Raw genomic sequence first — 25,941 nt, 5'->3', positions numbered from 1 at the left:
GGCACGCGCCCCGTTTCCGTTCACCGACCACACAAGGAGTCCAACCCATGGGAGCCGCACAGAACCTGAAAGAACGCCGCCTGGCCGACGCATGGGCCGAGCTGCAGACGCAAGCCAACGAAGGCTTGCCCCTGCAGGCCGACGCCTACCGACTGGCCTTTGCCGACCCGGAGTTCCTCCTGCGACGCGAAACGCGCGGCATTCGCCTGCAGCTTGAGATGCTCAAGCCCGATCTGGCGCAGCGCGACGCCGGTATCGAGAACACCATCGTCGTCTTCGGCAGCGCGCGCTTTCGCGAGGCCAGCGAGGCACAGGAGCAGTTGGTGCGCGCCGAGCGCAGCGGTGACGCGCGCGAGATCGCCCGCGCGCGGGCCCTCGTGCGCAACGCGCACTACTACGACCACGCCCGCGAATTCGCCCGCACCGTGGCGCGCTACAGCGCACGCTGCGACAAGGCGGAACAGCTCTTCATCTGCACCGGCGGCGGCCCCGGCATCATGGAAGCGGCCAGCCGCGGCGCGCACGACGAGGGCGCGCCCAACGTGGGGCTGAACATCGCGCTGCCACACGAGCAGGCGGCCAATCCCTACGTCTCACCCGAGCTGAGCTTCAAGTTCCACTACTTCGCGCTGCGCAAGATGCACTTCATGATGCGCGCGAAGGCACTGCTGGCGTTTCCGGGTGGCTTCGGAACGCTCGACGAGTTGTTCGAGGTGATCACGCTGGTGCAATGCAAGAAGTCCAAGCCGGTACCGATCCTGCTGTTCGGCTCCGACTACTGGAAGCGCCTGGTCAACCTCGATGTGCTGGTCGAGGAAGGCACGATCTCACCCGAGGACCTCGAGCTGTTCCAGTATGTGGACGATGCGCAGACTGCGTGGGAACACATCCTGAAGTTCTATGACCTGAAGGGATGACCCCCGCCGCGCAGCGGCGCAGGGGGATTACTCCTCCTTCCAGCCGCCGCCCAGCGCCTTGTACAACGCCACCTGGTTCTGCTGCTGCGCCAGGCGTGTCTGCGCCAGTGCCTGCTGCGTCGAGAACAGCGAACGCTGTGCGTCCAGCACATCCAGGAAGCTGGCCACACCATTGCGGTAGCGCAGCTCTGCCAGGCGAAAACGCTCGGCTTCGGCGGCTTCTTGCTGTTGCTGGGCCGCGAGCTGATCGCCCAGCGTCGCGCTGCCCGCCAGTGCATCGGCCACTTCGCGGAATGCTGTCTGGATCGCCTTCTCGTACTGCGCCACCGCGATGTCGCGCGCGGCTTCGGAGGCATCGAGGTTGGCGCGGTTGCGCCCGGCGTCGAAGATCGGCAGCAGGGCCTGCGGCGCGAGCGTGAAACCCCACGAACCGTCCCTGAACAGGCCCGAGAGGCTGCTGCTGGCGGTGCCCGCGCTTGCCGTGAGCGAAATGCGCGGGAAGAAGGCGGCGCGTGCCGCGCCGATGTTGGCGTTGGCGGCGATGAGTTGCTGTTCGGCCTGGCGGATGTCGGCGCGGCGCGTGAGCAGATCCGAGGGCAGGCCTGCGGGCACATCACGCAACTGCTTTCCGGCGGCGGGATCAGCGACCAGCGGCAGCAAGGCCGCTGGCGGCGCCTGGCCCACCAGCAGCGTGAGCGCGTTCAGGTCCAGCGCGCGCAGGCGCCGCTGCTGGGCCTGCGCCGCGCGCGCGGCGGCCGTGAGCGACTCGGCCTGGCGCAGGTCCAGCGCGGAGGTGGCGCCGTTGTCGAAGCGCAGCTTGCTCAGGCGCAGCGAGTCCTCGCGCGTGGCCAGGGTGCGCTCGGTCAACGCCAGCAACTCGTCGTTGGCCTGCAGGCTCAGCCAGCTGCTGGCCACGGCCGCCACCAGGCTGGTCTGCGCGGCGCGCCGCGCCTCCTCGCTCGCCAGGTACTGGGCCAGCGCCGCTTCCTTCAGGCTGCTCAGGCGGCCGAAGAAGTCGATCTCCCAGCTGCTCAGGGCCACGCCGAAGCTGTAGGTGCTGGCGATGCCTCCGTTGCCATCGGGCTGCCGGTTGCCCGTGGCCGCGAGGTTGACGGTAGGGAACTGGTCGGCGCGGCGGATCTGGTACTGCGCGCGCACCTGCTCGATGTTGAGCGTGGCCACGCGCAGGTCCCGGTTGTTGGCCAGCGCCAGCGCAATCAGGTCGCGCAGCCGCGCGTCGCCCACGAACCTGCGCCACGCGATGTCGGCCCCCGACGGCACACCCGCCGCCGCGGCAGGCGCGAGCGCGGGGTACTGCGCCTCTACCGGCGCCGTGGGACGCTCGTAGGTGGGAATAAACGAGCAAGCCGACAAGGCGGCCGCGGCCAACGCGCTCAGCGCAAGCTGCGACGAGCGCCGAGGTGCAAATGCCAGTGCATCGGCGGAACTGGCTTCGCCAGACCGCGCGATGCGCCCCCTGGAGGGGGTGACGCCGAAAGCGGCGCGGGGGTGAGTTTGTTCAGACATCGACGTTGACTCCGGGACCATGGTGGGCAGCGGCCTGCGCCGCGTCGCGCTGGTGCTGTCGATCGCTTCCCTTGAACAGCGTGCGCACCACGACGAAAAAGATCGGCACGAACACCACTGCAAGCACAGTGCCGGTGAGCATGCCGCCGATCACGCCGGTACCGATGGCGCGCTGGCTCGCCGAGCCGGCGCCCGAGGCCAGCGCCAGCGGCAGCACGCCCAGCGAGAACGCCATCGAGGTCATGATGATGGGACGGAACCGGATATGCGCCGCCGCCAGCGCGGCCTCGATCACGCTCTTGCCCTGGGCCTGCAGGTCCTTGGCGAACTCGATGATCAGGATGGCGTTCTTCGCCGACAGGCCGATGATGGTGATCAGCCCGACCTGGAAGTACACGTCGTTCGAGTAGTTGCGCAACAGCGTCGCCAGCAGCACGCCCAGCACACCCAGCGGCACCACCAGGATGACCGACAGCGGAATCGTCCAGCTCTCGTAGAGCGCGGCCAGGCACAGGAACACCGCCAGGATGGCGAAGGCGTAGAGGATGATGGCCTGCGAACCGGCCAGCTTTTCCTCACGCGTCTGGCCGGTCCACTCGTAGCCGATGCCTTGCGGCAGCTGGGCCGCCAGACGCTCCATCTCGGCGATCGCCGCACCCGTACTGGAGCCAGGGGCGGCGCTGCCGCTGATGCGCATCGAGGGGTAGCCGTTGTAGCGCACGGTCTGCATCGGGCCGGTGATCCAGCGCGTGCTGGCAAAGGCGGACAGCGGCACCGCCTGCGCCTTGTTGTTCAACACGTTCAGGCGCAGCAGATCGTCCGGCTGCATGCGCGCCGGCGCATCGGCCTGCACCACCACGCGCTGCAGGCGCCCGGCATTGGGGAAGTCGTTCACATAGCTGGACCCGAGTGCGGTGCCGATGGCGGCGTTGATCGCGTCAAAGCCGACCCCCAGGGCATTGGCCTTGTCGCGGTCGATGTCGATCTGCAGCTGGGGCGCGTCCTCCAGCCCGTCGGGCCGCACCTGGGTGATCACCTTGCTTTGCGACGCCATGCCCAGCAGCTGGTTGCGCGCGCTGAGCAGGGCCTCGCGGCCCAGGCCGGCACGGTCCTGCAGGCGGAAACTGAAACCCGAGGAAGCCCCCAGCTCGGGAATCGGTGGCGGGCTCAGCGGATAGATGAACGCGTCTCGAATGCCGGAGAGCGCGCCAAAGGCGCGGCCCGCCACCGCCTCGGCCGAGCTGCCCGGCGCGGTGCGCTGGTCCCAGTCCTTGAGCGTCACAAAGGCCAGCGCCGCGTTCTGGCCCTGCCCCGAGAAGCTGAATCCCAGCACGCCGACCATGCTCTGCACCTCGGGCTGCTTGAGGATGTAGTCCTCGACCCGCTTGATCACCTCCAGCGTGCGCGCCTGTGTCGCGCCCGGCGGCAGTTGCACGTTGACCAGCATGGTGCCCTGGTCCTCACCTGGCAGGAAGGACGTGGGCAGGCGCATGTAGACGACCACGGCTGCCGCGACGATGGCCAGGTAGACGATCAACGTGCGCCCCGCACGCGGCAGCAGCGCCGCCACGCCACCTTCGTAGCGCTTCGCGGTGCGCGAGAAGCCGCGGTTGAACCAGCCGAAGAAGCCTTTCTTTTCGTGGTGGTGTCCCGCCTCGACCGGCTTGAGCAGCGTGGCGCACAGGGCCGGCGTGAGGGACAGCGCCATGAAGGCGGAGAAGGCGATCGACACGCCCATGACCGCCGCGAACTGGCGGTAGATGTTGCCCACGCTGCCGGCAAAGAAGGCCAGCGGGACGAACACCGAGATCAGCACCACCGTCACGCCGATGATGGCGCCGGAGATCTGCGTCATCGCCTTGCGCGTGGCCTGCAGCGGCGGCAGGCCCTCCTCGCTCATGATGCGTTCGACGTTCTCCACCACCACGATGGCGTCGTCCACCACGATGCCGATCACCAGCACCATGCCGAACATGGTCAGCACGTTGATGGAAAAGCCCATGGCCAGCAGCACGGCGAAGGTGCCCAGCAGCGCCACGGGCACCACGATGGTCGGAATGACGGTGTAGCGGAAGTTCTGCAGGAACAGGAACATCACCAGGAACACCAGCAGCATGGCTTCGCCCAGCGTCTCGGCCACCTGCTGGATGGAGATCTTCACGAAGCGCGAACTGTCGTAGGGAATGGACCAGGACATGCCGGCCGGGAAGAAGGCCTCGAGCTGCGTCATCTTGGCGCGCACGGCGTCGGCCGTGGCCAGTGCGTTGCCACTCGGCGAGAGTTGCACGCCAATGCCGACCGCGGGCTGGCCGTTGAGCCGCGCCGACGTGGCGTAGGCCTGCGCGCCCAGCTCGATGCGCGCCACGTCCTTGAGGCGCACGGTGGCGCCGTCGGCGGTCGCGCGCAGCACGATGTTGCCGAACTGCTCGACACTGCCGAGCTGGCCGTTGACCACCACGGTGGCCGCGATGGTCTGGCCACCCACGTTGGGCAGGGCACCGATTTCACCGGCCGAGACCTGCGCGTTCTGCGCGCGGATCGCGGCGGTCACGTCGGCCGCGCTCAGGTTGAAGCCGAGCAGCCTGGCCGGGTCGATCCAGACGCGCATGGCGCGTTCGGTACCGAACAGCTGGGCCTGACCCACGCCGGGCACGCGCTGCAGCTCTGGCACCACGCTGCGCGAGGCGTAGTCGCCCAGCGCGACAGGATTCCACGCCGGGTCGTCGCTTGAGAGCATGGTGAACAGCAGGAAGTTGCTGCGCGACTTGTCCACCCGCACGCCTTGCTGCGTCACCGCCGAGGGCAGGCGGGGCGAGGCGCGCGAGAGCCGGTTCTGCACGTCCACTTGCGCCAGGTCGGCGTTGGTGCCGGTCTCGAAGCTCAGCGTGATGCTGCCGGTGCCGTTGGCCTGCGCCACCGACTCCATGTAGATCAGGCCGGGCGAGCCGTTCATCTCCTGCTCGATGACCGATAGCACGCTGTCTTCGAGCGTGGCGGCCGACGCGCCCGGGTAGGTGGCATTGATGACGATGGACGGCGGCGCCACCGGCGGGTACTGCGCGATCGGCAACTGCGTGATGGACACCGCGCCCATCACCATGATGAAGAGCGCGATCACCCACGCGAAGATGGGTCGCTCGATGAAGAATTTCGCCATGTCGGGCGCTCCTTACTTCGCAGCCTCGGGCGCCGGTGCCGGCGTCGCGGGGGCCGCCGGGGCGCTGCCGGGCGGCTGCCAGGGCACGGCCTTCACCGGCGTGCCCGGCGGCATCATCTGCAGTTTCTGGAAGCCGTCGACCATCACCTGCTCGCCGGCTTTCAGCCCGTCGACGATGACCCAGCGACCGCCCTGCTCGCCGCCCACCTTCACCGTGCGCGAGGCCACCTTGCCATCCGCGCCCACCACCGAGACCTTGTCGCCCTGGGCCGAGCGCGTCACCGCCTGCTGGGGCAGCGTGATGGCATTGCCCGCCGTGGCCTGCTCCAGGCGCACGCGCACGTACAGGCCCGGCAACAGCGTGCCCTTGGGGTTGGGCACTTCGGCGCGCAAGGTGACCTGGCCCGTGGCGGCGTCGACGGAGAGGTCGGTGAACAACAGCCGCCCGGGCTGTTCGTACACGCTGCCGTCCTCCATCACCACCTGCACACGCGCGGCCTGCGCACCGGCGCCCTTGAGCTGGCCGCTCTCCATGGCCTTGCGCAACTTGTAAACCTCGCTCGCGGACTGCGTGAAGTTCACGTACATCGGGTTGATCTGCTGGATCACCGCCAGCGGTGTCGCCTCGCCCTGCCCCACCAGCGCGCCCTCGGTCACCAGCGCTCGGCCGATGCGGCCGGAAATCGGCGCGTTCACCCGCGCGTAACCGAGGTTGATGGTCGCGGTCTGCACCGCTGCCTTGCCGGCGGCCACATCGGCCTCGGCCTGCTTCTGCGCCGCGACGGCGCTGGCGTACTCCTGCTGGCTGATGGCGTTTTCCTTCACCAGCGGCGCGTAACGCTCGGCCAGTGCCGCGGCCTGCGACAGGTTGGCCTGCGAGCGCGCCAGGCTGGCTTGCGCGCTCTGCAGCGCGGCCGCGTAGGGTGCGGCATCGATACGAAACAGCGCCTGACCGGCCTTGACGTCGCTGCCCTCGCGGAACAGCCGTTCCTGCAGGATGCCGGCGGCGCGCGCTCGCACCTGCGCCACACGAGAGGCTTCCAGACGGCCTGGCAATTCGGTGAGCAGGCCCACGTCGCCCGGCGTGACCGTGATCACGCCGACCTCGGGCGCGGGCATCCCGCCACCTTGCGCACCGCCTGCTGGAGGTGCGGACTTGCCGCAGGCGGCCAGCACCGCGGCCAGAGCAAGGACAGACACGCCGCGCGCCACGCGGCACGCTGACAACGAGACAAGGCGGGCGCGCCGCTCGGACGCGGACTTGACGGGGCTCAAGGCAGGCATGGGAGACCTCGGATATGAAGGGGGGGGTATGGGGCGCGCGCTCGCCGATGGCGCCTGGCCGGCCCGCTGTCGCAAAGCGGCAAAGTATACATACATACAAGAATGTATGTATAGTCCTGCAAGGCCTCGGGGCCGTTCATTCTGGAGACATACATCATGGTTCGACGCACCAAAGCCGATGCGCTGGCAACGCGCAACAGCCTGCTGGATGCCGCCGAGCATCTGTTCCAGGCGCACGGCGTTTCGCGCACCTCACTCAACGACATCGCGGTCGAGGCCGGCACCACGCGCGGCGCCATCTACTGGCACTTCAAGGACAAGGCCGATCTGTTCAACGCCATGATGGAACGCGTCACGCTGCCGATGGAAGCCACGCTGGCGGGCACGGCGCGCACGGCCAGCACCACCGTCAACCCCCTGCTGTCGCTGCGCGAATCGATGATGAGTGCGCTGCGGCAGACCGCCACCGACGAACAGACACGGCGCGTGTTCGAGGTGGCCACGCACAAGGTGGAGTACGTCAGCGAAATGCAGGCCGTTCGTGAGCGACACCTGCAGGTGCGCAACGAGTGCATGGCCATGACCGAAGAAGCGCTGCGCGAGGCCGTGCGGCGCGAGAACATCGCGCTGGCCATGCCGGTGGCCACGGCGGCCCTCGGCCTGCACGTGATCATCGACGGCCTGATCCAGAATTGGCTGCTCGACCCCGAGGCCTTCGACCTCATGAGCAGCGGGCGCCACACCGTGGACGCCTACCTGTCCGGCCTGGGCTTCACCCTTCCCGCCGCTCGGGCACCGCGCCGGGCGGCACCGGCGCGCGCGAGGGCAGTTGCAGGTGCAAGGCCGCCTGGGCCATGAGGTTGGCCGACACCGGCGCGGTGACGAACACGAACAGTGTGATCAGCAACTCGGCCACCCCCGCGCGGCCTTGCGTTGCCGCCACCAGCATGGAAGCGATGAGCACACCGCCCACGCCCAGCGTGGATGCTTTGGTCGGCGCGTGCAGTCGCATGTAGAAGTCCGGCAGGCGCAGCAGACCGATCGCGCCCACCAGCATGAAGAAGGCCGCGATCACGATCAGGGCAGCGGCCAGCCATTCGACAACGGGATGCATGGGAAGAGCTCCTTTATTCCACCACGTCGCCGCGGCTGAGGTAGCGCGCCAGCGCCACGGTGGAGGCAAAGCCCAGCATGGCCACCAGCAGCGCGGCCTCGAACAGCAGGCCGGTTTGCCAGCGCATGCCCAGCAGCACGATCAGGGCCACGGTGTTCAGGTACAGCGTGTCGATCGCGAGCAGGCGGTCGGTGACTTCGGGGCCGCGCAGTAGGCGCCAGCCGCACAGCAGCGTGGCCAGCGCGACCGCCACCGTGCCGATGTTCAAGGCCAGGTCGAGGACGTTCATGACGGGTTCCTTTCCACGGGTGTCTGGCCGAAGATGGCCAACAGCGGGGCTTCGTAACGCGCCTTCATGTCGTCGATCATGGTTTGCGCGTCGTCGCAGTCGAGCGCATGCACCAGAATCAGGTGGCGCTGCTCGTCGATCACGCACGACACCGTGCCCGGCGTGGTCGTGATGATGGAGGCGAACAGCGCGTTTACCCGCGCGTGATCGCAGGCCAGTGGCACCGGCAGCCAGGCCGGCCGGGGCCGGCTCATCGGTCCGAGCACCAGCCTGGCCACTGCGATGTTGGACATCACGATGTCGCGCAACACCACCACCATCAGGCGCAGCACCGGCGCCCAGTGAATGCGGCTGACCGGCGCGAGAAACGGTCGCAGCAGCCGCGGCACGATCAGGCCGATCAGCAGCGCCGAGAGCAGGTGCACGGGCGCCAGGCTGTGCGAGAGCGCCAGCCAGCTCGCCGCCAGCAGCAGCGAGAGCACCGGGTGGCTGAACCATCCGTCCTTGTGTGCAACGGCATCGGTTTGCGGTTCCGTGGTCATGGATGCTCCTTCGGGGTGGGTGCCGGCACCGCACCGTCGTACGGCCGGGTGGTGGGCTGGCTCGCGGCGTCCGGGCCCAGCACGGCGCGCACGTACGCGGCCTGATCGGCCAGCTGGGCCGCGGCGGCATCGGTGTAGCGCTTCACGGGCGAGGCCAGCACGGCCATCGCCACCGTGACCAGCATGAAGGCCCAGACCGCCGAGAGCAGCTTCACGCTGGAGCCGGAGGCGGCGCCCACGGCCTCGTGCGTCTCGACGTGCCAGAACACGATGACCCCGGCACGCGCCAGCCCCACGATGGAGAGAAAACCGACCACGAGCACCACCGACCAGACCCAGGCCTGGGCGGGCAGGCCCGAGGCGCTCTCGAGCACCATGAGCTTGCCCAGGAAGCCGGGCAGCGGTGGCAGGCCAGCCACGGAGGCGGCGCCAAAGATCATCATCAGGCCCAGCAGCACCGGTTCGCGCACGGCCACCGCGGGGCGCAACCGGTCCAGCGCCTCGCCGCGCTGCGACGCCATCAGCTCGACCAGCAGGAACAGGCCGGCGATCACCACCGTGCTGTGCAGCGTGTAGTACAGCGCCGCCGACAGCGTGGCCGGCGTGAACAGGCCCACACCGGCCAGGATGGTGCCGACCGAGGACACCGTGAGGTAGGCGACCATGCGGCCCATGCTGTGCGCGGCAAGCGCGCCCAGCACGCCCAGCACACTGGTGGTGAGCGCCAGCGGCAGCAGCCAGCCCTGCGCAGCCAGCGCGGCCTCGCCCGCCTGCGGGCCGAACACCACCCAGTGCACGCGGATGATGCTGTACACGCCGACCTTGGTCATGATGGCGAAGAGCGCGGCCACCGGCGCGCTCGCGGCCGCATAGGTCGCGGGCAGCCAGAAGTACAGCGGCACCAGCGCGGCCTTGAGGCCGAACACGGCGAGCAGCACCAGGGCGGCCGCGCGCGCGATCAGCGCCGCGTCGCCCGTGAGCCCGCCCAGGCGCAGCGCCACATCGGCCATGTTGAGCGTGCCGGTGACGGCGTACACCATCGCCAGACCGATGAGGAACAGGCCGGAGGCGGTGAGGTTGAGCACCACGTAGTGCACACCCATGCGGAAGCGCTCGCGCCCCTGGCCGTGCAGCAGCAACGCATAGGATGCGATCAGCAACACCTCGAAGAACACGAACAGGTTGAACAGGTCACCGGTGAGGAAGGCACCGCACAGCCCCATGAGCTGGAACTGGAACAGGGCGTGGAAATGGCGACCGCGCATGTCCCAGCCGCCGGTGGCGTACCAGAGCGCGGGCACGGCCACCGCGTAGGTCAGCAGGACCATCAGGGCCGAGAGCCGATCCAGCACCAGCACGATGCCGAAGGGCGCGGGCCACTCGCCGAGCTGGTAGACGAGCAGCTCGCCCCCGGCCGCGCGCTGCACCAGTTGCACCGCCATGAACAGCCCCAGCAGGACCGAGGCCATGGCCAGGTTGCGGCGCCAGCGCACACGCGCGCTGCCATGGCCACCGCCCTGCTCCGCCAGGCCCGAGGGATCTCCCAGCAACAACATGCCCACGGCGGTGAACGCCGGCAGCAACACCGACAGCACGGGCGCGTGCAGTTGCCAGAACGAGGCGATGGCGTCAAACATCGGTGGCACCTCCCGCCTGAGGCGCGGCGGGCCTGCGGCCCTGCACCGCCCGGGGTTCGTGCCCGTCTACGTGGTCGCTCCCGCTTTCGTGGTTGCTGCGCAGCGCCAGCTCGATGACGAAGCCCGTGGTGGCGAAACCGATCACGATGGCGGTGAGCACCAGCGCCTGCGGCAGCGGGTCGGCCACCGTGGTGTTGCCCGCCAGGATGGGCTGCGCATTGGTCCACAGCCGGCCCATCACGAAGATGAACACGTTGACGGCATAGCCGAACAACGACAGGCCGAGCACCACCGGGAAGGTGCGGCCGCGCAGCATGAGGTAGATGGCGCAGGCGGTCACGATGCCGATGCCGGTGGCCAGCAGGAATTCCATGCTCATGTGAGGCTCCTGGACGAAGAGGAGGGCGCGGGGTCAACCTCGCGCGAGACGGTGCCCAGCACCGAAATGGTCAGCAGGGTCGCGCCGACCACGGTGAGGTAGACCCCCAGATCGAACAGCGCGGCCGAGGCCAGGGGCAGATCACCCAGCACCGGCACATGCGGGTGTCCGTGTGCGCTGGTGAGAAACGGGCGGCCCCAGAAGAACGCGCCCACGCCCGTCAGGCCGGCGATGCCCAGGCCAGCGCCGACCCAGCGCACAAAACGGCGCCCGGCCTGCGCGCGCAGCAGCGCCTCGGCCCGCCCCTGCCCCATCGACATGAACTGCAGCACCAGGGCCACTGCGGTGATCAGGCCGGCGATGAAGCCCCCACCCGGCATGTTGTGGCCGCGCATGAAGATGTAGACCGTGAACACCAGCGCCAGCGGCAGCACGACCGACGCGGCGACGCGCAGCAGCAGCGGCTGCTGGGCAAAGGTCCAGGTGCGGCCTTGCGGGTCGGTCGTGGCGCGCCGCGTGCGCAAGCCGTCCATCAGGGCCAGCACGCCCACGGCCGCGATGCCGAGCACGGTGATCTCACCAAAGGTGTCGTAGCCGCGGAAGTCGACCAGGATCACGTTGACCACGTTGCTGCCGCCGCCCACGGGCATGGACTTCTCCAGGAAGTACCAGCTGATGGAATCGTGGTCGCGCGTGAGCAGCACCCAGGCGACCCAGGCGATGGCGCCGCCACCGGCCAGCGCGAGCGCGGCGTGGCCGGTGCGGCGCGCGGGGCTGCTCTCGCGCGGTGAGTGCTGGGGCAGCAGGGCCAGCCCCATGAGCAGCAGCACGGTCGACACCACCTCGACCGACAGCTGGGTGAGGGCCAGATCGGGCGCGGACAGGCTCACGAAGGCCAGCGCGGTGACCAGCCCCACCAGGCCCACCAGCACCACGGCCTGGAAACGCTGGTGGTGGCTGAAGGCCAGCGCGATGCAGGTCGCCAGCAGCAGCAACCAGATCGCGATCGCCAGCGGCGAGGCCGGCAGCAGTTCGCGCGCGCCCACGCCGATGCCACTGCCCAGCAAGGGGCCGGCGCCGAACACGATGGCCGCGCCCAGCAGCCAGGCCACGTAGCGCTGCAGGGCACCGTTCTCCAGCAACACCGACAGCCGGCCGGCGAATCCGAACAGCCTGTCGATCGAACCTTCGAACATCTGCCGACCGGTGGCCCGGCCGAACCACGCCTCCGAGCTGATGCGGTGCAGCCACTTGCCGCGCGCGAGCCACAGGTACATCGCCGCGCCACCCACCAGGGCGACCGCGCTCATCAACAGCGGCAGGTTGAAACCGTGCCAGATCGCGAGGTGGTACTCGGGCAGCGCCTTGCCGGCCAGCGCGCCGGCCGCGACATGCACCAGCGGACCGAAGGTGAGCGCGGGCAGCAGCCCGACCACGATGCACATCGCCACCAGCAGCATCGAAGGCAGCTTCATGCCCAGCGGCGGCTCGTGCGGATGCGGGTTGGGCACGTCACCCACCGGGCCGTTGAACCAGGTGTCGTGCACCAGGCGCAAGGCATACGCCGCACTGAAGATGCTGCCCAGCGTCACCAGCACCGGCACCAGCCACGCCCACAGGCCCGAGGTGCCCACCACCGCCTCGGTGAGGAACATCTCCTTGGACAGGAAGCCATTGGTCAGCGGCACGCCCGCCATGGACGCTGCGGCCACCATGGACAGCGTGGCCGTCCAGGGCATGAAGCGGTACAGACCGCCGAGCTGGCGCATGTCACGCGAATGGGTCTCGTGGTCAACGATGCCCGCGATCATGAACAGCGACGCCTTGAAGGTGGCGTGGTTGAGCACATGGAACACCGCGGCCACGGCGGCCAGCGGCGAGCCCAGGCCCACCAGGAAGGTGATCAGGCCGAGGTGGCTCACGGTGGAATACGCCAGCAGGCCCTTGAGGTCGTGCTTGAAGATCGCCACGAAGGCCGCGAACACCATCGTCACCAGGCCGGCGGTCACCACAATGCCCTCGAACCAGCCCGAGCCCGCGAGGATGGGGTAGAGGCGCATCAGCAGGAACACGCCCGCCTTCACCATGGTGGCCGAGTGCAGGTAAGCCGACACCGGCGTGGGCGCGGCCATGGCGTCGGGCAACCAGAAGTGGAACGGGAACTGCGCGCTCTTGGTGAAGCAGCCCAGCAGGATCAGCAGCAGTGCCGGCAGGAACAGGGGGTCGGCCTGGATGCGCGCCACCTGCCCGAGCATGGCGCTGATCTCGTACGTCCCCGCGATCTGCCCCAGGAGCACGAACCCGCCGAGCATGGCCAGACCGCCGCCGCCGGTGACGGCCAGCGCTTGGCGCGCGCCGGCGCGTGCATCGGGCCGGTGGCTCCAGTAGCCCACCAGCAGGAACGACGACAGGCTGGTGAGCTCCCAGAACACGATCAGCAGCAGCAGGTTGTCCGACAGCACGATGCCGAGCATGGCCGCCATGAACAGCATCATCTCGGCATAGAACTTGGCCACCGAGTCTTTCGCGCTCAGGTACCAGTGCGCGTAGATGACGATGAGCAGGCCGATGAACAGGATCAGGCCGGCGAACATCAGCGACAGGCCGTCGAGCCTGAACACCAGGTCCAGCCCGATCTCGGGCACCCAGGGCCAGCGGTTCATGACCACATCGCCCGCCATGACCGCGGGCGCGTGAGACACCAGCACGGCCAGGCTGGCCATGGTGACCAGACCGGCGGCGAGCGCGGCCAGGCCGCGGGAGCGGGTCCCCAGCCACCAGGTGGTCAGGGTCCCCAGCAGCAGGGGGAGTAGAACGATGATCAACAGCACGGCGGACTTTCGAATGGCCCCCGATACTAATGGCAGCCCGCCTGCATTCCGCTGACACCCGCGCCAGCGCGCACGCCACTGCGCCTAGAAGCGCGTGCGAACAGGCGCGGCGGGGGTGGTATCGCCCAGCTTGCGCGTCAGGGGCGAGCCCAGGCCCACGACCGCGCCCACCAGCCAGAACACCGCGCCCACGCCGATGACCGCGCCCACGGAGCCGAACAGCAGCGGCATCACCACGCTCGATCCGTTGATGGCCATGGCGCGCAGGCCCAGGGCCTCGCCATGCCGGTGCGGTGGCGTCATCTGGTGCAGGGTGCTCATGATCATGGGCTGGACCGAACCCAGCGCGAACCCCAGCAGCACCGACAGCGCGCCCATGGCCCAGGCCGCGTGCACCAGGGGATAGATCGCGAACAGCAGCGCGGTCGCGCACATGGCGGCGCCGATCACTACCGACTCGCGCAGGCGCGCCGCCAGCCACGGCATGAGCAGGCGAATGGCCGTGGCGGCCAGCGCGAAAGCACCGAGGATGGAGCCGATGACCGTGGCGCTCAGCCCGCGCTCATGACCCAGGACCGGCACCAGGAAGGTGTGCACGTCCCAGCAGGAGGAGAGCATCCAGTTGATCATCATCAGCCGGCGAAACGGCTTGTCGCGCAACAGGTTCCAGGACGATCCGCTGGACTGGCGCAGCGCCGGGGCCACCGGCTCGTGCTCGACCGCGCGGCGCACCCAGAACCAGGCCATGGAAGGCAACACCGCCAGCAGCAGGAAAGCGGCGCGAAAGCCGAAGCTGTCGATCATCACACCTGCGGCGAAGGGACCGAGGAAGTTGGAAATGGACGGGCCCACGGCCATCCAGCTGAACACCTGCTTGAGTTCCGTCGGCCCGTGCGCCAGGCGTCCCACGTGGCGTTGCAGCGCGATCATGGCGAGCCCGGTGGCCGCGCCGCAGGTGAATGCGGTGAGGCACAGCACGCCAAAGACGGGAAAGGCCACGGCCAGCACCGCACCCGCCGTGGCGGTGCCGACCGCGAGCGCCACCGGTTTCTTCAGGCCGCGCCGGTCAGCATAGCGCCCGGCAGGCAATGCCATGAACACGGGCGCCAGCGCGAACAGGGCCAGCAGCATGCCCACGGCCGCCGGGCTGTGGCCCTCGCGCAATGCCATCAGCGGGGCCGCCATGCGAAAGCCGGTCATGCAGGCATGCAGACTGATCTGCGCCGCGATCAGGCGGGCGAGGTCCAGGCGCAGCGCGGGGTTCAAGCGTCTCCGTTGTCGGCGGGGTCCAGCGGCAGCAGCGCGCTGGCCTGGTCCTGCGGCAGGGCTTCCACTGCCTTGAGCGCGCGCCCCATGGCGCGGCTGCGCGTCTCGGCGCTGTCGAGCGTGTTGAGCACGGTCTGGGTCTGGCTCTTCACGCGCGCGAGCACGTCACCGAACTTGCCGAACTCGGTCTTGACCGCCCCCAGCACCTGCCAGACCTCGCTGGAGCGCTTTTCCAGTGCGAGGGTGCGAAAACCCATTTGCAGCGAGTTGAGCATGGCCATGAGCGTGGTCGGTCCCGCCAGCGTCACGCGGTGCTCGCGCTGCAACACCTCCATCAATCCGGGGCGGCGCAGCACCTCGGCATAGAGGCCTTCGGTGGGCAGGAAGAGGATGGCGAAATCGGTGGTGTGCGGCGGCTCGAGGTACTTGTCGGCCATGGACTTCGCTTCCAGGCGGATACGCTGCTCCAGCGCCCTGCCCGCGGCCTCGGCACCATCGACATCGGCGCGCTGCTGCGCATCAAGCAGGCGCTCATAGTCCTCGTTCGGGAACTTGGCGTCGATCGGCAGCCAGCAAGGCGCGCCGTCGTCACCCCGGCCCGGCAGCTTGATGGCGAAATCAACCGTGAAGCGGCTGCCCGGCTTGGTCATCACCTGCACCGCGTACTGGTCGGGCGCGAACACCTGTTCCAGCAGGGCCGCGAGCTGCGCCTCGCCGAACATGCCGCGCGTCTTGACGTTGGTCAGCAGGTGCTTGAGGTCGCCCACGCCCTGCGCCAGCGTCTGCATCTCGCCCAGGCCCTTGTGCACCTGTTCCAGCCGGTCGGCCACCTGCTTGAAGCTCTCGCCCAGGCGGGCCTGCAGCGTGCTCTGCAGCTTTTCGTCCACCGTGGCGCGCATCTCGTCGAGCTTGGCGGCGTTGCCCTGCTGCAGCTGCTGCAACTGCGCGTCCAGCGTGGTGCGGATCTCGGCCAGGCGGCGCGCATTGCCCTCCCCCATGTCCTGCAACTGGCGCGTGAGCGTGTCGCCGAGGGTGCCGCGCAACTGCACGAGTTGTTGCGCGAAGGCGTCGAGCTGCGCATTCTGCGTGCGCGTGGTCTCGGCCGCTTGCGCGGTGATCGACTCCTGAAAGCGGCTCAGGCTCTGTTGTTGCTCCTGGCGCGCGGCGCGCGCGTTGTCACCCACTTCACGGCGCAATTCGCCTTCGACGTGCTCCACGCGCAGCGCGATCTGCTGCATCTGCGCCATCACCGCCTGGCGGTGCGCCAGCTCGTCGGCATCGGGCACAGGCCGGCGCCGCAGCAACAGGATCTGCAGCAGCACACCGGCAGCGGCGAGCAGCAGCAGGGCAAGGAGCAACCAGGTGTTCATCAGGCGCGCGCGTTCTTCCCGATGATCCCGGCGTTGAGCGGCGTGCGCGGCTGGCCGGTGGTGAGGTAGTCGATCACGTTGTCCGCCGCGAGCATGGCCATGGCTCGGCGCGTCTGGATGGTGGCGCTGGCAATGTGGGGCGTGAGCACGACGTTGGGCACGGTGAGCAGGTCGGCGTGCACCTTGGGCTCGCCCTCGAACACGTCCAGCCCGGCGGCGGCAATGCGGCGTTCCTTCAGGGCGATGGCCAGCGCCGCGTCGTCCACGATGCCGCCGCGCGCGATGTTCACCAGCGTGGCGGTTGGCTTCATCTGCGCGATCTCGGCCGCACCGATGGCATGGTGACTTTCCTTGCTGTAGGGCAGCACCAGGATGAGGTGATCGGCCTCGCGCAGCAGCGTGGCCTTGTCCACGTAAGCGGCCTTGCACTCGGCCTCGGTGGCCGCGTCCAGCCGCGAACGATTGTGGTAGATCACCTTCATGCCGAAGCCGTGCGCGCCGCGGCGCGCAATCGCCTGGCCGATGCGGCCCATGCCCAGGATGCCCAGCGTGCTGCCGTGCACCTCGGCGCCGGCGAACATGTCGAGCGCCCAGCGGTTCCACTGTCCCGCGCGCAGGAAATGCTCGCTTTCGGTGAGGCGGCGCGCGGTGGCCATGAACAGCGCGAAACCGAAATCGGCCGTGGTCTCTGTGAGCACGTCGGGCGTGTTGGTGGCGAGCACGCCGGCCGCGCTCAGTGCGGGCAGGTCGAAGTTGTTGTAGCCCACGGCGATGTTGGCCACGATGCGCAACTGCGGACAGGCCGAGACGATGGCGCCGTCGATGCGTTCGCTGCCGGTGGTGAGCACCCCGGTCTTGCCTTGAAGCCGCTCGATGAGCTGCGCAGGCGCGAGCACCCCGTCGCTGTCGTTGTGGTCGACATCGAAATGCCGACGCAGGTGCTCCACCACGTCGGGGAAAATCTTGCGCGAGACGAGGATGGCGGGTCGGGCCATGGCGCTCAGACCGCCAGCAGGTCGACTTCGAACAGCAGCGTGGCGTTGGGCGGAATCACGCCGCCGGCACCACGGGCGCCGTAGCCCAACGCGGCCGGTATGACAAGGCGGCGCGTGCCACCCACGGCCATGCCCTGCACACCCTCGTCCCAACCCTTGATGACGTGGCCCGCGCCGAGCGGGAATTCGAACGGCTGGCCGCGGTCCTTGCTGGAATCGAACTTGGCGCCCTGCACGCCGTCGTTGTAGAGCCAGCCGGTGTAGTGCACTTGCACCGGACGTCCGGCCTGTGCCACGTCGCCGTTGCCGACCACGGTGTCTTCATACTGCAGGCCGCTGGGGGTGGTGATCATGGTGTGTCCTTGGTGTGATGAATGAAATCCGCAATTATTCCAGCCAGGTCGTGAACGACCCGACCGGTTCGCGCGGCGTGTGAAAACCGTTGACCAGCGCGTCCGGGTCCGCATAGCCCAGCGCCATGCCGCACACCAGCATTTCGTTGTCGCCCGCACCAATGTGCGGAAGGATGATCTTCGCGAAGCCGTTCCAGGCCGCCTGGGGGCAGGTGTGCAGGCCGTGGGCGCGCGCGGCCACCATGATGGTCTGCAGGAACATGCCGTAGTCCACCAGCGAGCCGCGGCCCATGACGCGGTCAAGCGTGAACATCAGGCCCACGGGCGCATCGAACAGGCGGAAGTTGCGCTGGTGCTGCGCATGCATCTTGTCCTTGTCGCCCTTGGTGATGCCCAGCAGGCCGTACAGGCTCCAGCCGTTCTCGCGCCGGCGGTCGATGTAGGGACTGACCCATTTTTCCGGGTAGTAGTCGTACTCTTCGCGGTACTCGGCCGCCAGCGACGGATCGGCGCGCAGCGCATCGTGCGCGGCGCACACTTTCTGAACAAGTCCGTCACGGCTCGCGCCTTGCAGCACGTACGCCTTCCAGGGCTGGGTGTTGGTGCCCGAGGGCGCCCGGCTGGCCAGTTCCAGCAGGTGCTCGATCGTGGCGCGCGGCACCGGGTCCGGCAGAAAGGCGCGCACCGACATGCGGCTGGTGATCGCGGCGTCAACGCTGGCAGCGTCGATGACACGGGCGGTGGGGTTGTGACTCATCGCAAGGTCTCCAGGGTCAATCTGAGTGGCTCGGGCAGCGCAACCGGCCGGCGTGTCTCACGGTCGACGTACACGTGCACGAAGTGGCCGCAGGCCGCCGCCCGGTCTTCACCGTCGGCGAACAGCCCCACCTCGTAACGCACGCTGGAGCTGCCCATGTGCGCCACCCGCAAGCCTGCCCACACGGTCTGCGGGAAGGCCAGGGGCGCGAAATAGTTGCATTGCGTCTCGATCACCAGGCCGATCACCGCACCTGTGTGAATGTCGAGTGCGCCCTGTTCGATCAGGTGCGCGTTGACCGCTGTGTCAAACCAGCTGTAATAGACCACGTTGTTCACATGACCATACACGTCGTTGTCGCTCCAGCGCGTGCCGATGGGGCGGAACACGCGGTAGGCGCTGCGGGGCAAGGGCTGCGGGCGCGCGGCCGGGCTGCTGGCGTTGTTCATGCGGCGGCATTGTGCCAGTGGCCCGTGCCCGCGCCTGTCGCCAGCGCAGGGAACAGCGAACGCCAGCGCTCGCGGTACTGCAGTGCCACGCCATAGGTGTTGACCTGCACCTGCACGGTGGTCTCAAGGTCGTGGCCATAGCCGCCGCCCATGGTGAAGGCCAGCGGAATGCGCCGGCGCCAGGCCCAGTCCATCACGCGGCGGTCGCGCGCTTCGAGGCCGTCGAAGCTGAGCTTGAGGCGGCCAAGCCGGTCGCCTTCATGCGGGTCGGCACCCGCCAGATAGAGCACGAGCCCCGGCTCGAAACGCTGTTCAAGGGCTTCCAGCGCGCGCTCCAGGGCTTCAAGGTATTGCGCATCGCCGCAGCCATCGGGCAGCTCCACATCGATGTCGCTCGGCTCCTTGCGAAAGGGGAAGTTTTTCGCCCCGTGCAGCGACAGGGTGAACACGGTGTCGTCCTGCGCGAAGATGTGGGCCGTGCCGTTGCCCTGGTGCACATCGAGGTCGATGATCGCCACGCGCAACGGGCCATGGGCACGCCGTGTGCGCGCGTGTTCGGCCTGCATCAGGCGCGCGGCCACCGCAAGGTCGTTGAACACGCAGAAGCCGCTGCCCTTGCCCGCATAGGCGTGGTGGGTGCCCCCGGCCAGATTGGCGGACACCCCCTCGCCCGCCAGGGCGCCGCGACAGGCCAGCAAGGTAGCCCCCACCGAACGCCGTGCCCGTTCCGCCATGGCCGGGCTCCAGGGGAACCCGATCTCGCGCTGCGCCGCGGCGCTCAGGCTGCCCTGGGCCACGGCCTGGATGTAGTCCGGGGTGTGCACCAGCGCCAGCTCACCGTGGCTGGCCGGCAGGGCCTCGCGCAGCTGCACTTGCGGCAATTCCGCCCGCAACCGCTCCCTCAGGCGGGCGTACTTGCCCATGGGAAAGCGGTGGCCGCTGGGCAGGGGCAGGACGAAGTGGTCGGCGTAGTAGGCGTGCACGAGGCGATGCCCACAGAGGGCCTGGCGAGATAGCGGACCATTGTGTCCGGATCGCGAATCCGTGGGGGCGCGCACGACTTTTAGAACCAGCCCCCTAGAATGCTGCATCGCAGCAAAAAACGCTTGCGCAGCCCTGGGTTATCCCTATAATTCGGGTCATGTTGCAGCGCAGCAAAGCGAACGAAAACAACAGCGTCCAGACAGCGCGGTGTTCTCAGCAGCCTTCAACTAAGCCCTGTTTTTTTACAAGTTTAGGAGTTTGAACATGTTGACCGCCGAACAAATGATTGCCGCCCAGAAAGCCAACATCGAGACCATCTTCGGTCTGACCCAGAAAGCCTTCGAAGGCGTGGAAAAGCTGGTGGACCTGAACGTGCAAGCCACCAAGGCTGCCCTGTCCGAGTCCGCCAACAGCGCCCAGGCCCTGATGAGCGTGAAAGACGCCCAGGAACTGCTGGCCCTGCAAGCCAACCTGATGCAGCCCCTGGCCGAGAAGACCGTGGCCTACAGCCGCCACCTGTACGACATCGCCTCCGGCACCGGTGCCGAATTCGGCAAGGCCGCTGAAGCACAAGCCAGCGACACCCAGAAGAAATTCCTGGCTGTCGTGGACAACGCCGCCAAGAACGCTCCCGCCGGTTCCGAAACCGCCGTGGCCGTGATGAAGAGCGCCGTTTCCGCCGCCAACAATGCCATGGAGTCGGTGCAGAAGGCCGTCAAGCAAGCCACCGAAATGGCCGAGTCCAACTTCAACACCGTGACGTCCTCCGCCGTGAGCGCCACGAAGGCCGCCGCCAAGAAGCGCTGAACAGCACCGCGATCGTGCCGTTGATCGGCCCGCTTGACACACGTCGAATGGGCCACACTAGTATCAAGTCACGTCGCGCTGACCCCCATCAAGGCAGCGCTTGAATCTCAAGTCTGTTTTTCTGGTTGTCTCCTCGGGTCCTTTTCGAAATTCGATTTCATCGGACCCCTTAAGCCCTCACTGCAAGGTGAGGGCTTTTTTTATGCCCTTGCGAAATCGCGGCCAGCCCGAACGGAGACAGAGGCAATTCCGCACCTCGCAGCACCCATCTCCCCGCGCACAAGGCCTGAGACAATCGCGCAAAACCTATTAAGAACGATTCGTGTTTGTGCTAGCATCATCCGGCTGTTTCCCTATCGGCAACGCAGAGTGCCGTCGGCAACATCCCCTCACGCGATCAGCGCTTTCCACCTACCGAAAGATCTTCACATGCACAACAGCTTCAAGTTCACCCTGGCGGCCTCGGCCCTGGTCGCTGCACTGGGCGCGCAAACCACCGCTCACGCCCAGGACAAGGTGCTCAACCTCTATTCGGCGCGCCATTACCAGACCGACGAGGCGATGTACGAAGCCTTCACCCGGACCACGGGCATCAAGATCAACCGCGTCGACGCGGACGATGCCGGCATCATTGCGCGGCTGCGTGCCGAGGGAGCGGCCTCCCCCGCCGACGTGATCATGCTGGTGGACGCCGCCCGGATGGCTTCGGCCGACAGCCAGGGGCTGTTCCAGCCCATCAAGTCGGCCAAGCTGGATGCAGCCATTCCCGCCAACCTGCGCGCCGACGCCAGCGCCGACGGCGTGACCTGGACCGGCTTTTCGACACGCGCCCGCGTGATCGTGTACGACCCGATGCGCGTGAAGCCCGCCGAGGTGGCCACCTACGAGCAACTGGCCGACCCGAAACTCAAAGGCATGGTCTGCACGCGAACGGGCTCCCACCCCTACAACCTGTCGCTGTTCTCCACGGTGGTCGAGCGCCTGGGTGACCAGAAAGGCGAGGCCTGGCTCAAGGGCCTGGTGGACAACATGGCCCGTGCGCCCAAGGGCGGCGACACCGACCAGATCAAGGCTGTCGCCTCGGGCGAGTGTGGCGTGGCGCTGACCAATTCCTACTATGTGGCACGGTTGATCAAGTCCTCCAAGCCTGAAGACCGTGCCGTGATGGAAAAGGTGCGCGTGATGTTCCCCAACCAGGGCACCAGCGGCACGCACGTGAACATCGCCGGCGCCGCTGTGGCCAAACACGCCAAGAACCGCGACAACGCCATCCAGTTCATGGAGTTCCTGGCCAGTCCGTTCGCGCAGGACTACTTCGCCAACGGCAACAACGAATTCCCGGCGGCCAAGGGCGTGAAAGTCGACAATCCCGCGATCAAGGCCATGGGTGGCGACAACTTCAAGGCAGAGACCGTCCCGCTGGGCGCGGTGGCCAGGAACATGACCAAGGTCCAGCAAATGCTGGACCGCGTCGGGTACAAGTAGCCCCTCCACCGCGCCGCGCCTGCGGCGCGTCACCCCCTCAAGGGGGCGGTCCTTCAGTACACCTGCGGCACGTAGATCTCGCCGGGCACCTGGTGGCGGCGGTAGCCTTCGTGGCGCACGCGCTCGGGCAGCGTGATCGTGGGACGCTCCACCTCGCCGTAGGGCATCTGCTGCAGCAGATGGTGGATGCAGTTCAGGCGCGCCTTCTTCTTGTCGTCCGCCTGCACCACCCACCAGGGCGACTCGGGGATGTGGGTGCGCTCCAGCATCACCTCCTTGGCCTGGGTGTACAGCTCCCAGCGGCGGCGGCTCTCCAGGTCCATGGGGCTGAGCTTCCACTGCTTGAGCGGATCGTGGATACGCCCCAGGAAGCGCAGGTGCTGCTCTTCGTCGGAGATCGAGAACCAGTACTTGATGAGCTGGATGCCCGAGCGCACCAGCATCTTCTCGAACTCGGGCACCGAGCGGAAGAACTCCTCGTACTGCTCGTCGGTGCAGAAGCCCATGACGCGTTCGACGCCCGCGCGGTTGTACCAGCTGCGGTCGAACAGCACCATCTCGCCGGCCGCCGGCAGGTGCGCGGCATACCGCTGGAAGTACCACTGCGTGCGCTCACGGTCGTTGGGCGCGGGCAGCGCGGCCACACGGCACACGCGCGGGTTCAGGCGCTGGGTGATGCGCTTGATCGCCCCGCCCTTGCCGGCCGCGTCGCGGCCCTCGAAAACAATCACCACCTTGTGCCCGGTGGCCACGACCCAGTCCTGCAGCTTGACCAGTTCGGCCTGCAGGCGGAACAGTTCGCGGAAGTAGGTGCGGCGCGCGGCCTTCTGCTGCGCGTCGTTGTCCACACCGCCCAGCGCATCCAGATGCCGGTCCTCGAACTCCATCTCCAGTTCTTCGTCGTAGCCGTCCATGAGGTCGGTGTGGATGCGGCGCATCAGCTCGTCGTGGCTGTCGAACATGGGGACTCCGTGAATGAGGCAAAGCATTCAGGCTAGGCCGCATCCATGACAACGGCGTGACACCGCCATGTCGCATAATCACTGGTCAATTGACGTTTACGTCAACGTCACATCAACCTCCACAGGAGCACACACCATGGACATCCAGGGCAAGGTTTTCATCGTCACCGGCGGCGCGTCGGGGCTGGGCGAAGGCACGGCGCGCATGCTGGCGGCCAACGGCGGGAAGGTCGTCATTGCCGACATGCAGGCGGACAAGGGCGAGGCTGTATCGAAGGCGATCGGCGGTGCTTTCGTGAAATGCGATGTGAGCAGCGAGGCCGATGGCCAGGCCGTGGTGGCCAAGGCGGTGTCGATGGGCAAGCTCATGGGCCTGATCAACTGCGCCGGCATCGCGCCGGCCGAGAAGACCGTGGGCAAGAACGGCGCGCACAACCTGGGCGTCTACACCAAGACCATCATGGTCAACCTGGTCGGCAGCTTCAACATGATCCGCCTGGCCGCCGAAGCCATGTGCAAAAACGAGCCAGAAGCCACCGGCGAGCGCGGCGTGCTGATCTCCACCGCCAGCGTGGCGGCTTATGACGGTCAGATCGGCCAGGCCGCCTACAGCGCGTCCAAGGGCGGCATCGTCGGCATGACGCTGCCGATCGCGCGCGACCTGGCGCGCAACGGCATCCGCAACATGACCATCGCCCCCGGCATCTTCGGCACCCCCATGCTGTTCGGCATGCCCAAGGAGGTGCAGGACGCGCTGGCCGCCGGCGTGCCCTTCCCCAGCCGCCTGGGCACGCCCGACGACTACGCCAAACTGGCGAAACACATCATCGAAAACGACATGCTCAACGGCGAGGTGATTCGCCTTGACGGTGCGATCCGGCTGGCACCGAAGTAAGCTCAGCCCGCGCCGCGCGCCTGCGGCGTGTCACCCCTCAAGGGGCAACACCTGAGGCCCGGCAGCACCGGTTGCGAGGTGTTCTGGCAGGGCTTCCCCGCTTGGACTGGAAGGGACATCAATGAAGCGTCTCGCATCTGTCGCCGCACTGGCACTGCTGGCCGCCTGCGCTGCACCGCCCTCGGTGCAGCAGCCCGAAGGTGCGTCCGGCCTCGCCGCCAAACCGGGCTGGAGCTTCCAGCGCCAGGCCGTCGCCGCGGCCAACCCACTGGCCACCGAGGCCGGCGCTCAGATCCTGCGCGCCGGGGGCAGCGCGGTGGATGCGGCGATCACGGTCCAGATGGTGCTCACCCTGGTCGAGCCGCAGTCCAGCGGCATCGGGGGCGGCGCCTTCCTGCTGCACCACGACGGCCAGCGCCTGCAGGCCTTCGATGGCCGCGAGACCGCGCCCGCCGCGGTTAGCGAGTCGCTGTTTCTCGATGCAACCGGCAAGCCCCTGCCCTTCGACACGGCGGTGGCCAGCGGCCGCTCGGTGGGCACGCCGGGCACGGTGGCCATGCTCGCAGCGGCCCATCGGCAACACGGCAAGCTGCCCTGGGCCCGGTTGTTCGAGCCGGCCATCTCCCTGGCCGAACAGGGCTTTGCCGTCAGCCCCCGCCTGCACACGCTGTTGCGGGCCGAGACAGCCCTGCGCCAGGACCCCGTGGCCGCTGCCTATTTCTACAGGCCCGATGGCCAGCCCCACCCAGTGGGCCACCGCCTGCGCAACCCCGAACTGGCCCAGGTGCTGCGCGGCATCGCCGCAGACGGGCAGAAGGCCTTCTACGAAGGACCCGTGGCGCGCGCCATGGTCGACAAGGTGGCCCGGCACCCCAGCCTGCCGGGCACGCTGGGACTGGACGACCTCAGGCGCTACGCCCCACGCGAGCGCGAGGCCCTCTGTCACGACCTCGCCACGGCCCTCAAGGCGCTGCGCGTGTGTGGATTTCCACCGCCGAGCTCCGGCGCCATTGCCATCGGGCAGCTCCTGGGGCTGTTGGCGCGCACGCCGCAGGGCGCCGCGCCGCTGGCCAACGGGCTGCCCACGGCCGACTGGCTGCACAGCTACGCCGAGGCCTCGCGGCTGGCCTTCGCAGACCGTGCCCTCTACCTGGCCGATCCCGACTTCGTGAACCCGCCCGCCGGCCGCTGGGACAGCCTGCTCGACGCACGCTACCTGGACGAGCGCGCGCGCCTGATCACCACCGCGCGCATGCCGCAGGCGCCAGCGGGCCGGCCCGGCGGTGCACAAACAGCCTGGGCGGCCATGCCGGAACAGCCCGAACACGGCACGAGCCACATCAGCATCGTCGACGCCTTCGGCAACGCGCTGGCCATGACCACCACCATCGAAGCCGCCTTCGGCGCGCGCCTGATGGTCACGACCGACCCGAAGCGCCCGGGCGGCTTCCTGCTCAACAACGAACTCACCGACTTCAGCTTTGCGCCGCGCGACGCGCAAGGCCGCGCCATCGCCAACCGGGTCGAGCCCGGCAAGCGACCGCGCTCGTCGATGTCGCCCACGCTGGTGCTCGACCCGGCCAGCGGCGAGGTGATCATGAGCACCGGGAGCCCCGGCGGGGCGCTCATCATCCACTTCACCGCCAAGACACTGCACGGGGCACTGCACTGGGGTTTGACGCCGCAGGCCGCCATCGACCTGCCCAACTTCGGCACCCTGGGCGGACCGTTGCTGCTGGAGCAGCAGCGTTTCCTGACCAGCACGGTGCAGACCCTGCGCGAGCGCGGACACACGGTCGTGGAAACCGCCCTGCCCAGCGGCTTGCAGGCGCTCTTGCGCGGCCGCCAGGGTGAGCAGCGCACCTGGCTGGGCGGGGCCGATCCGCGCCGCGAAGGCATCGTCGCGGGCGACTGAGCCGCCGTCCGCGCGCCGGGGCCATC

General features: G+C 68.1%; 23 protein-coding genes. 6 read left to right on the top strand and 17 right to left on the bottom strand.

Features of this window, described 5'->3' with window-relative positions:
* The first annotated feature begins 47 nt into the window (after positions 1 to 47).
* Positions 48 to 917, top strand: coding sequence for a TIGR00730 family Rossman fold protein (locus AB7P10_RS04515; RefSeq protein WP_428292655.1), 870 nt, complete (start codon positions 48 to 50; stop codon positions 915 to 917).
* A gap of 27 nt (positions 918 to 944) precedes the next feature.
* On the opposite strand, the gene AB7P10_RS04510 is transcribed toward AB7P10_RS04515, so the two are convergent.
* Genes AB7P10_RS04510 through AB7P10_RS04500 form a run of 3 tightly spaced genes read right to left on the bottom strand, consistent with a single transcriptional unit; the run spans position 945 to position 6,885 of the window.
* Positions 945 to 2,444, bottom strand: a complete 1,500-nt coding sequence (locus tag AB7P10_RS04510; protein ID WP_428292654.1) for an efflux transporter outer membrane subunit — start codon at positions 2,442 to 2,444, stop codon at positions 945 to 947.
* On the bottom strand, positions 2,437 to 5,601 hold the full coding sequence (locus tag AB7P10_RS04505) for an efflux RND transporter permease subunit (protein WP_428292653.1): 3,165 nt from the start codon (positions 5,599 to 5,601) through the stop codon (positions 2,437 to 2,439). Before AB7P10_RS04505 ends, AB7P10_RS04510 begins: the two co-directional genes overlap by 8 nt.
* 12 nt (positions 5,602 to 5,613) lie before the next feature.
* Entirely contained in the window at positions 5,614 to 6,885 is a 1,272-nt protein-coding gene (locus AB7P10_RS04500; protein ID WP_428292652.1) for an efflux RND transporter periplasmic adaptor subunit, read from the bottom strand.
* A gap of 156 nt (positions 6,886 to 7,041) precedes the next feature.
* Between AB7P10_RS04500 and AB7P10_RS04495 the strand changes: the two genes are divergently transcribed.
* Positions 7,042 to 7,743: a TetR family transcriptional regulator gene (locus tag AB7P10_RS04495; protein ID WP_428292651.1), complete on the top strand. Its 702-nt coding sequence runs from the start codon at positions 7,042 to 7,044 to the stop codon at positions 7,741 to 7,743.
* Here AB7P10_RS04495 and AB7P10_RS04490 read toward each other — a convergent pair.
* The 13 genes from AB7P10_RS04490 to AB7P10_RS04430 form a co-directional block, all read right to left on the bottom strand.
* Positions 7,658 to 7,999, bottom strand: coding sequence for a Na+/H+ antiporter subunit G (locus AB7P10_RS04490; RefSeq protein ID WP_428292650.1), 342 nt, complete (start codon positions 7,997 to 7,999; stop codon positions 7,658 to 7,660). The two genes, AB7P10_RS04495 and AB7P10_RS04490, sit on opposite strands and share 86 nt — an antisense overlap.
* Before the next feature lie 13 nt (positions 8,000 to 8,012).
* Positions 8,013 to 8,288, bottom strand: a complete 276-nt coding sequence (locus AB7P10_RS04485) for a K+/H+ antiporter subunit F (RefSeq protein ID WP_428292649.1) — start codon at positions 8,286 to 8,288, stop codon at positions 8,013 to 8,015.
* Positions 8,285 to 8,830, bottom strand: a complete 546-nt coding sequence (locus AB7P10_RS04480; RefSeq protein ID WP_428292648.1) for a Na+/H+ antiporter subunit E — start codon at positions 8,828 to 8,830, stop codon at positions 8,285 to 8,287. The genes AB7P10_RS04485 and AB7P10_RS04480 overlap by 4 nt, the downstream gene beginning before the upstream one ends.
* On the bottom strand, positions 8,827 to 10,467 hold the full coding sequence (locus AB7P10_RS04475) for a monovalent cation/H+ antiporter subunit D (RefSeq protein ID WP_428292647.1): 1,641 nt from the start codon (positions 10,465 to 10,467) through the stop codon (positions 8,827 to 8,829). Before AB7P10_RS04475 ends, AB7P10_RS04480 begins: the two co-directional genes overlap by 4 nt.
* Positions 10,460 to 10,846: a Na+/H+ antiporter subunit C gene (locus AB7P10_RS04470; protein ID WP_428292646.1), complete on the bottom strand. Its 387-nt coding sequence runs from the start codon at positions 10,844 to 10,846 to the stop codon at positions 10,460 to 10,462. Before AB7P10_RS04470 ends, AB7P10_RS04475 begins: the two co-directional genes overlap by 8 nt.
* On the bottom strand, positions 10,843 to 13,677 hold the full coding sequence (locus AB7P10_RS04465) for a monovalent cation/H+ antiporter subunit A (RefSeq protein WP_428292645.1): 2,835 nt from the start codon (positions 13,675 to 13,677) through the stop codon (positions 10,843 to 10,845). Before AB7P10_RS04465 ends, AB7P10_RS04470 begins: the two co-directional genes overlap by 4 nt.
* Positions 13,678 to 13,761: 84 nt before the next feature.
* Positions 13,762 to 14,943, bottom strand: a complete 1,182-nt coding sequence (locus tag AB7P10_RS04460) for an MFS transporter (RefSeq protein WP_428292644.1) — start codon at positions 14,941 to 14,943, stop codon at positions 13,762 to 13,764.
* Entirely contained in the window at positions 14,940 to 16,313 is a 1,374-nt protein-coding gene (locus AB7P10_RS04455) for a DNA recombination protein RmuC (RefSeq protein WP_428292643.1), read from the bottom strand. Before AB7P10_RS04455 ends, AB7P10_RS04460 begins: the two co-directional genes overlap by 4 nt.
* Positions 16,313 to 17,308: a 2-hydroxyacid dehydrogenase gene (locus AB7P10_RS04450; protein WP_428292642.1), complete on the bottom strand. Its 996-nt coding sequence runs from the start codon at positions 17,306 to 17,308 to the stop codon at positions 16,313 to 16,315. The genes AB7P10_RS04455 and AB7P10_RS04450 overlap by 1 nt, the downstream gene beginning before the upstream one ends.
* Positions 17,309 to 17,313: 5 nt before the next feature.
* Positions 17,314 to 17,661, bottom strand: a complete 348-nt coding sequence (locus AB7P10_RS04445; RefSeq protein WP_428292641.1) for an FKBP-type peptidyl-prolyl cis-trans isomerase — start codon at positions 17,659 to 17,661, stop codon at positions 17,314 to 17,316.
* Between the two features lie 34 nt (positions 17,662 to 17,695).
* Positions 17,696 to 18,418: a nitroreductase gene (locus AB7P10_RS04440; RefSeq protein ID WP_428292640.1), complete on the bottom strand. Its 723-nt coding sequence runs from the start codon at positions 18,416 to 18,418 to the stop codon at positions 17,696 to 17,698.
* Entirely contained in the window at positions 18,415 to 18,867 is a 453-nt protein-coding gene (locus AB7P10_RS04435) for an acyl-CoA thioesterase (protein ID WP_428292639.1), read from the bottom strand. Before AB7P10_RS04435 ends, AB7P10_RS04440 begins: the two co-directional genes overlap by 4 nt.
* Positions 18,864 to 19,850 (bottom strand): histone deacetylase family protein, encoded by a 987-nt coding sequence (locus AB7P10_RS04430; protein ID WP_428292638.1) that lies wholly within the window; start codon positions 19,848 to 19,850, stop codon positions 18,864 to 18,866. Before AB7P10_RS04430 ends, AB7P10_RS04435 begins: the two co-directional genes overlap by 4 nt.
* Before the next feature lie 265 nt (positions 19,851 to 20,115).
* Here AB7P10_RS04430 and AB7P10_RS04425 point away from each other — a divergent pair, with 265 nt between their 5' ends.
* The gene (locus AB7P10_RS04425; RefSeq protein ID WP_428292637.1) at positions 20,116 to 20,658 is read left to right on the top strand and encodes a phasin family protein; all 543 of its coding nucleotides are present in this window, start codon (positions 20,116 to 20,118) and stop codon (positions 20,656 to 20,658) included.
* Positions 20,659 to 21,087: 429 nt separating this feature from the next.
* On the top strand, positions 21,088 to 22,143 hold the full coding sequence (locus AB7P10_RS04420) for an extracellular solute-binding protein (RefSeq protein ID WP_428292636.1): 1,056 nt from the start codon (positions 21,088 to 21,090) through the stop codon (positions 22,141 to 22,143).
* Between the two features lie 53 nt (positions 22,144 to 22,196).
* Here the strand turns inward: AB7P10_RS04420 and ppk2 are convergent, their stop codons facing one another.
* Entirely contained in the window at positions 22,197 to 23,105 is a 909-nt protein-coding gene (gene ppk2, locus AB7P10_RS04415; RefSeq protein WP_428292635.1) for a polyphosphate kinase 2, read from the bottom strand.
* Between the two features lie 136 nt (positions 23,106 to 23,241).
* Here ppk2 and AB7P10_RS04410 point away from each other — a divergent pair, with 136 nt between their 5' ends.
* On the top strand, positions 23,242 to 24,000 hold the full coding sequence (locus AB7P10_RS04410) for a 3-hydroxyacyl-CoA dehydrogenase (protein WP_428292634.1): 759 nt from the start codon (positions 23,242 to 23,244) through the stop codon (positions 23,998 to 24,000).
* Positions 24,001 to 24,121: 121 nt separating this feature from the next.
* Positions 24,122 to 25,915 carry a gamma-glutamyltransferase family protein gene (locus AB7P10_RS04405; RefSeq protein WP_428292633.1) on the top strand — a complete coding sequence of 598 codons (1,794 nt, stop codon included), beginning with the start codon at positions 24,122 to 24,124 and terminating at the stop codon, positions 25,913 to 25,915.
* The last annotated feature ends 26 nt before the right edge of the window (positions 25,916 to 25,941 follow it).

It is taken from the genome of Hydrogenophaga sp. (assembly GCF_050182545.1).
In the GTDB taxonomy this organism is placed as follows: domain Bacteria; phylum Pseudomonadota; class Gammaproteobacteria; order Burkholderiales; family Burkholderiaceae_C; genus Hydrogenophaga.
The sequence above is the reverse complement of the archived record's forward strand: the minus strand, read 5'-3'. Positions and strand labels throughout refer to the sequence as shown.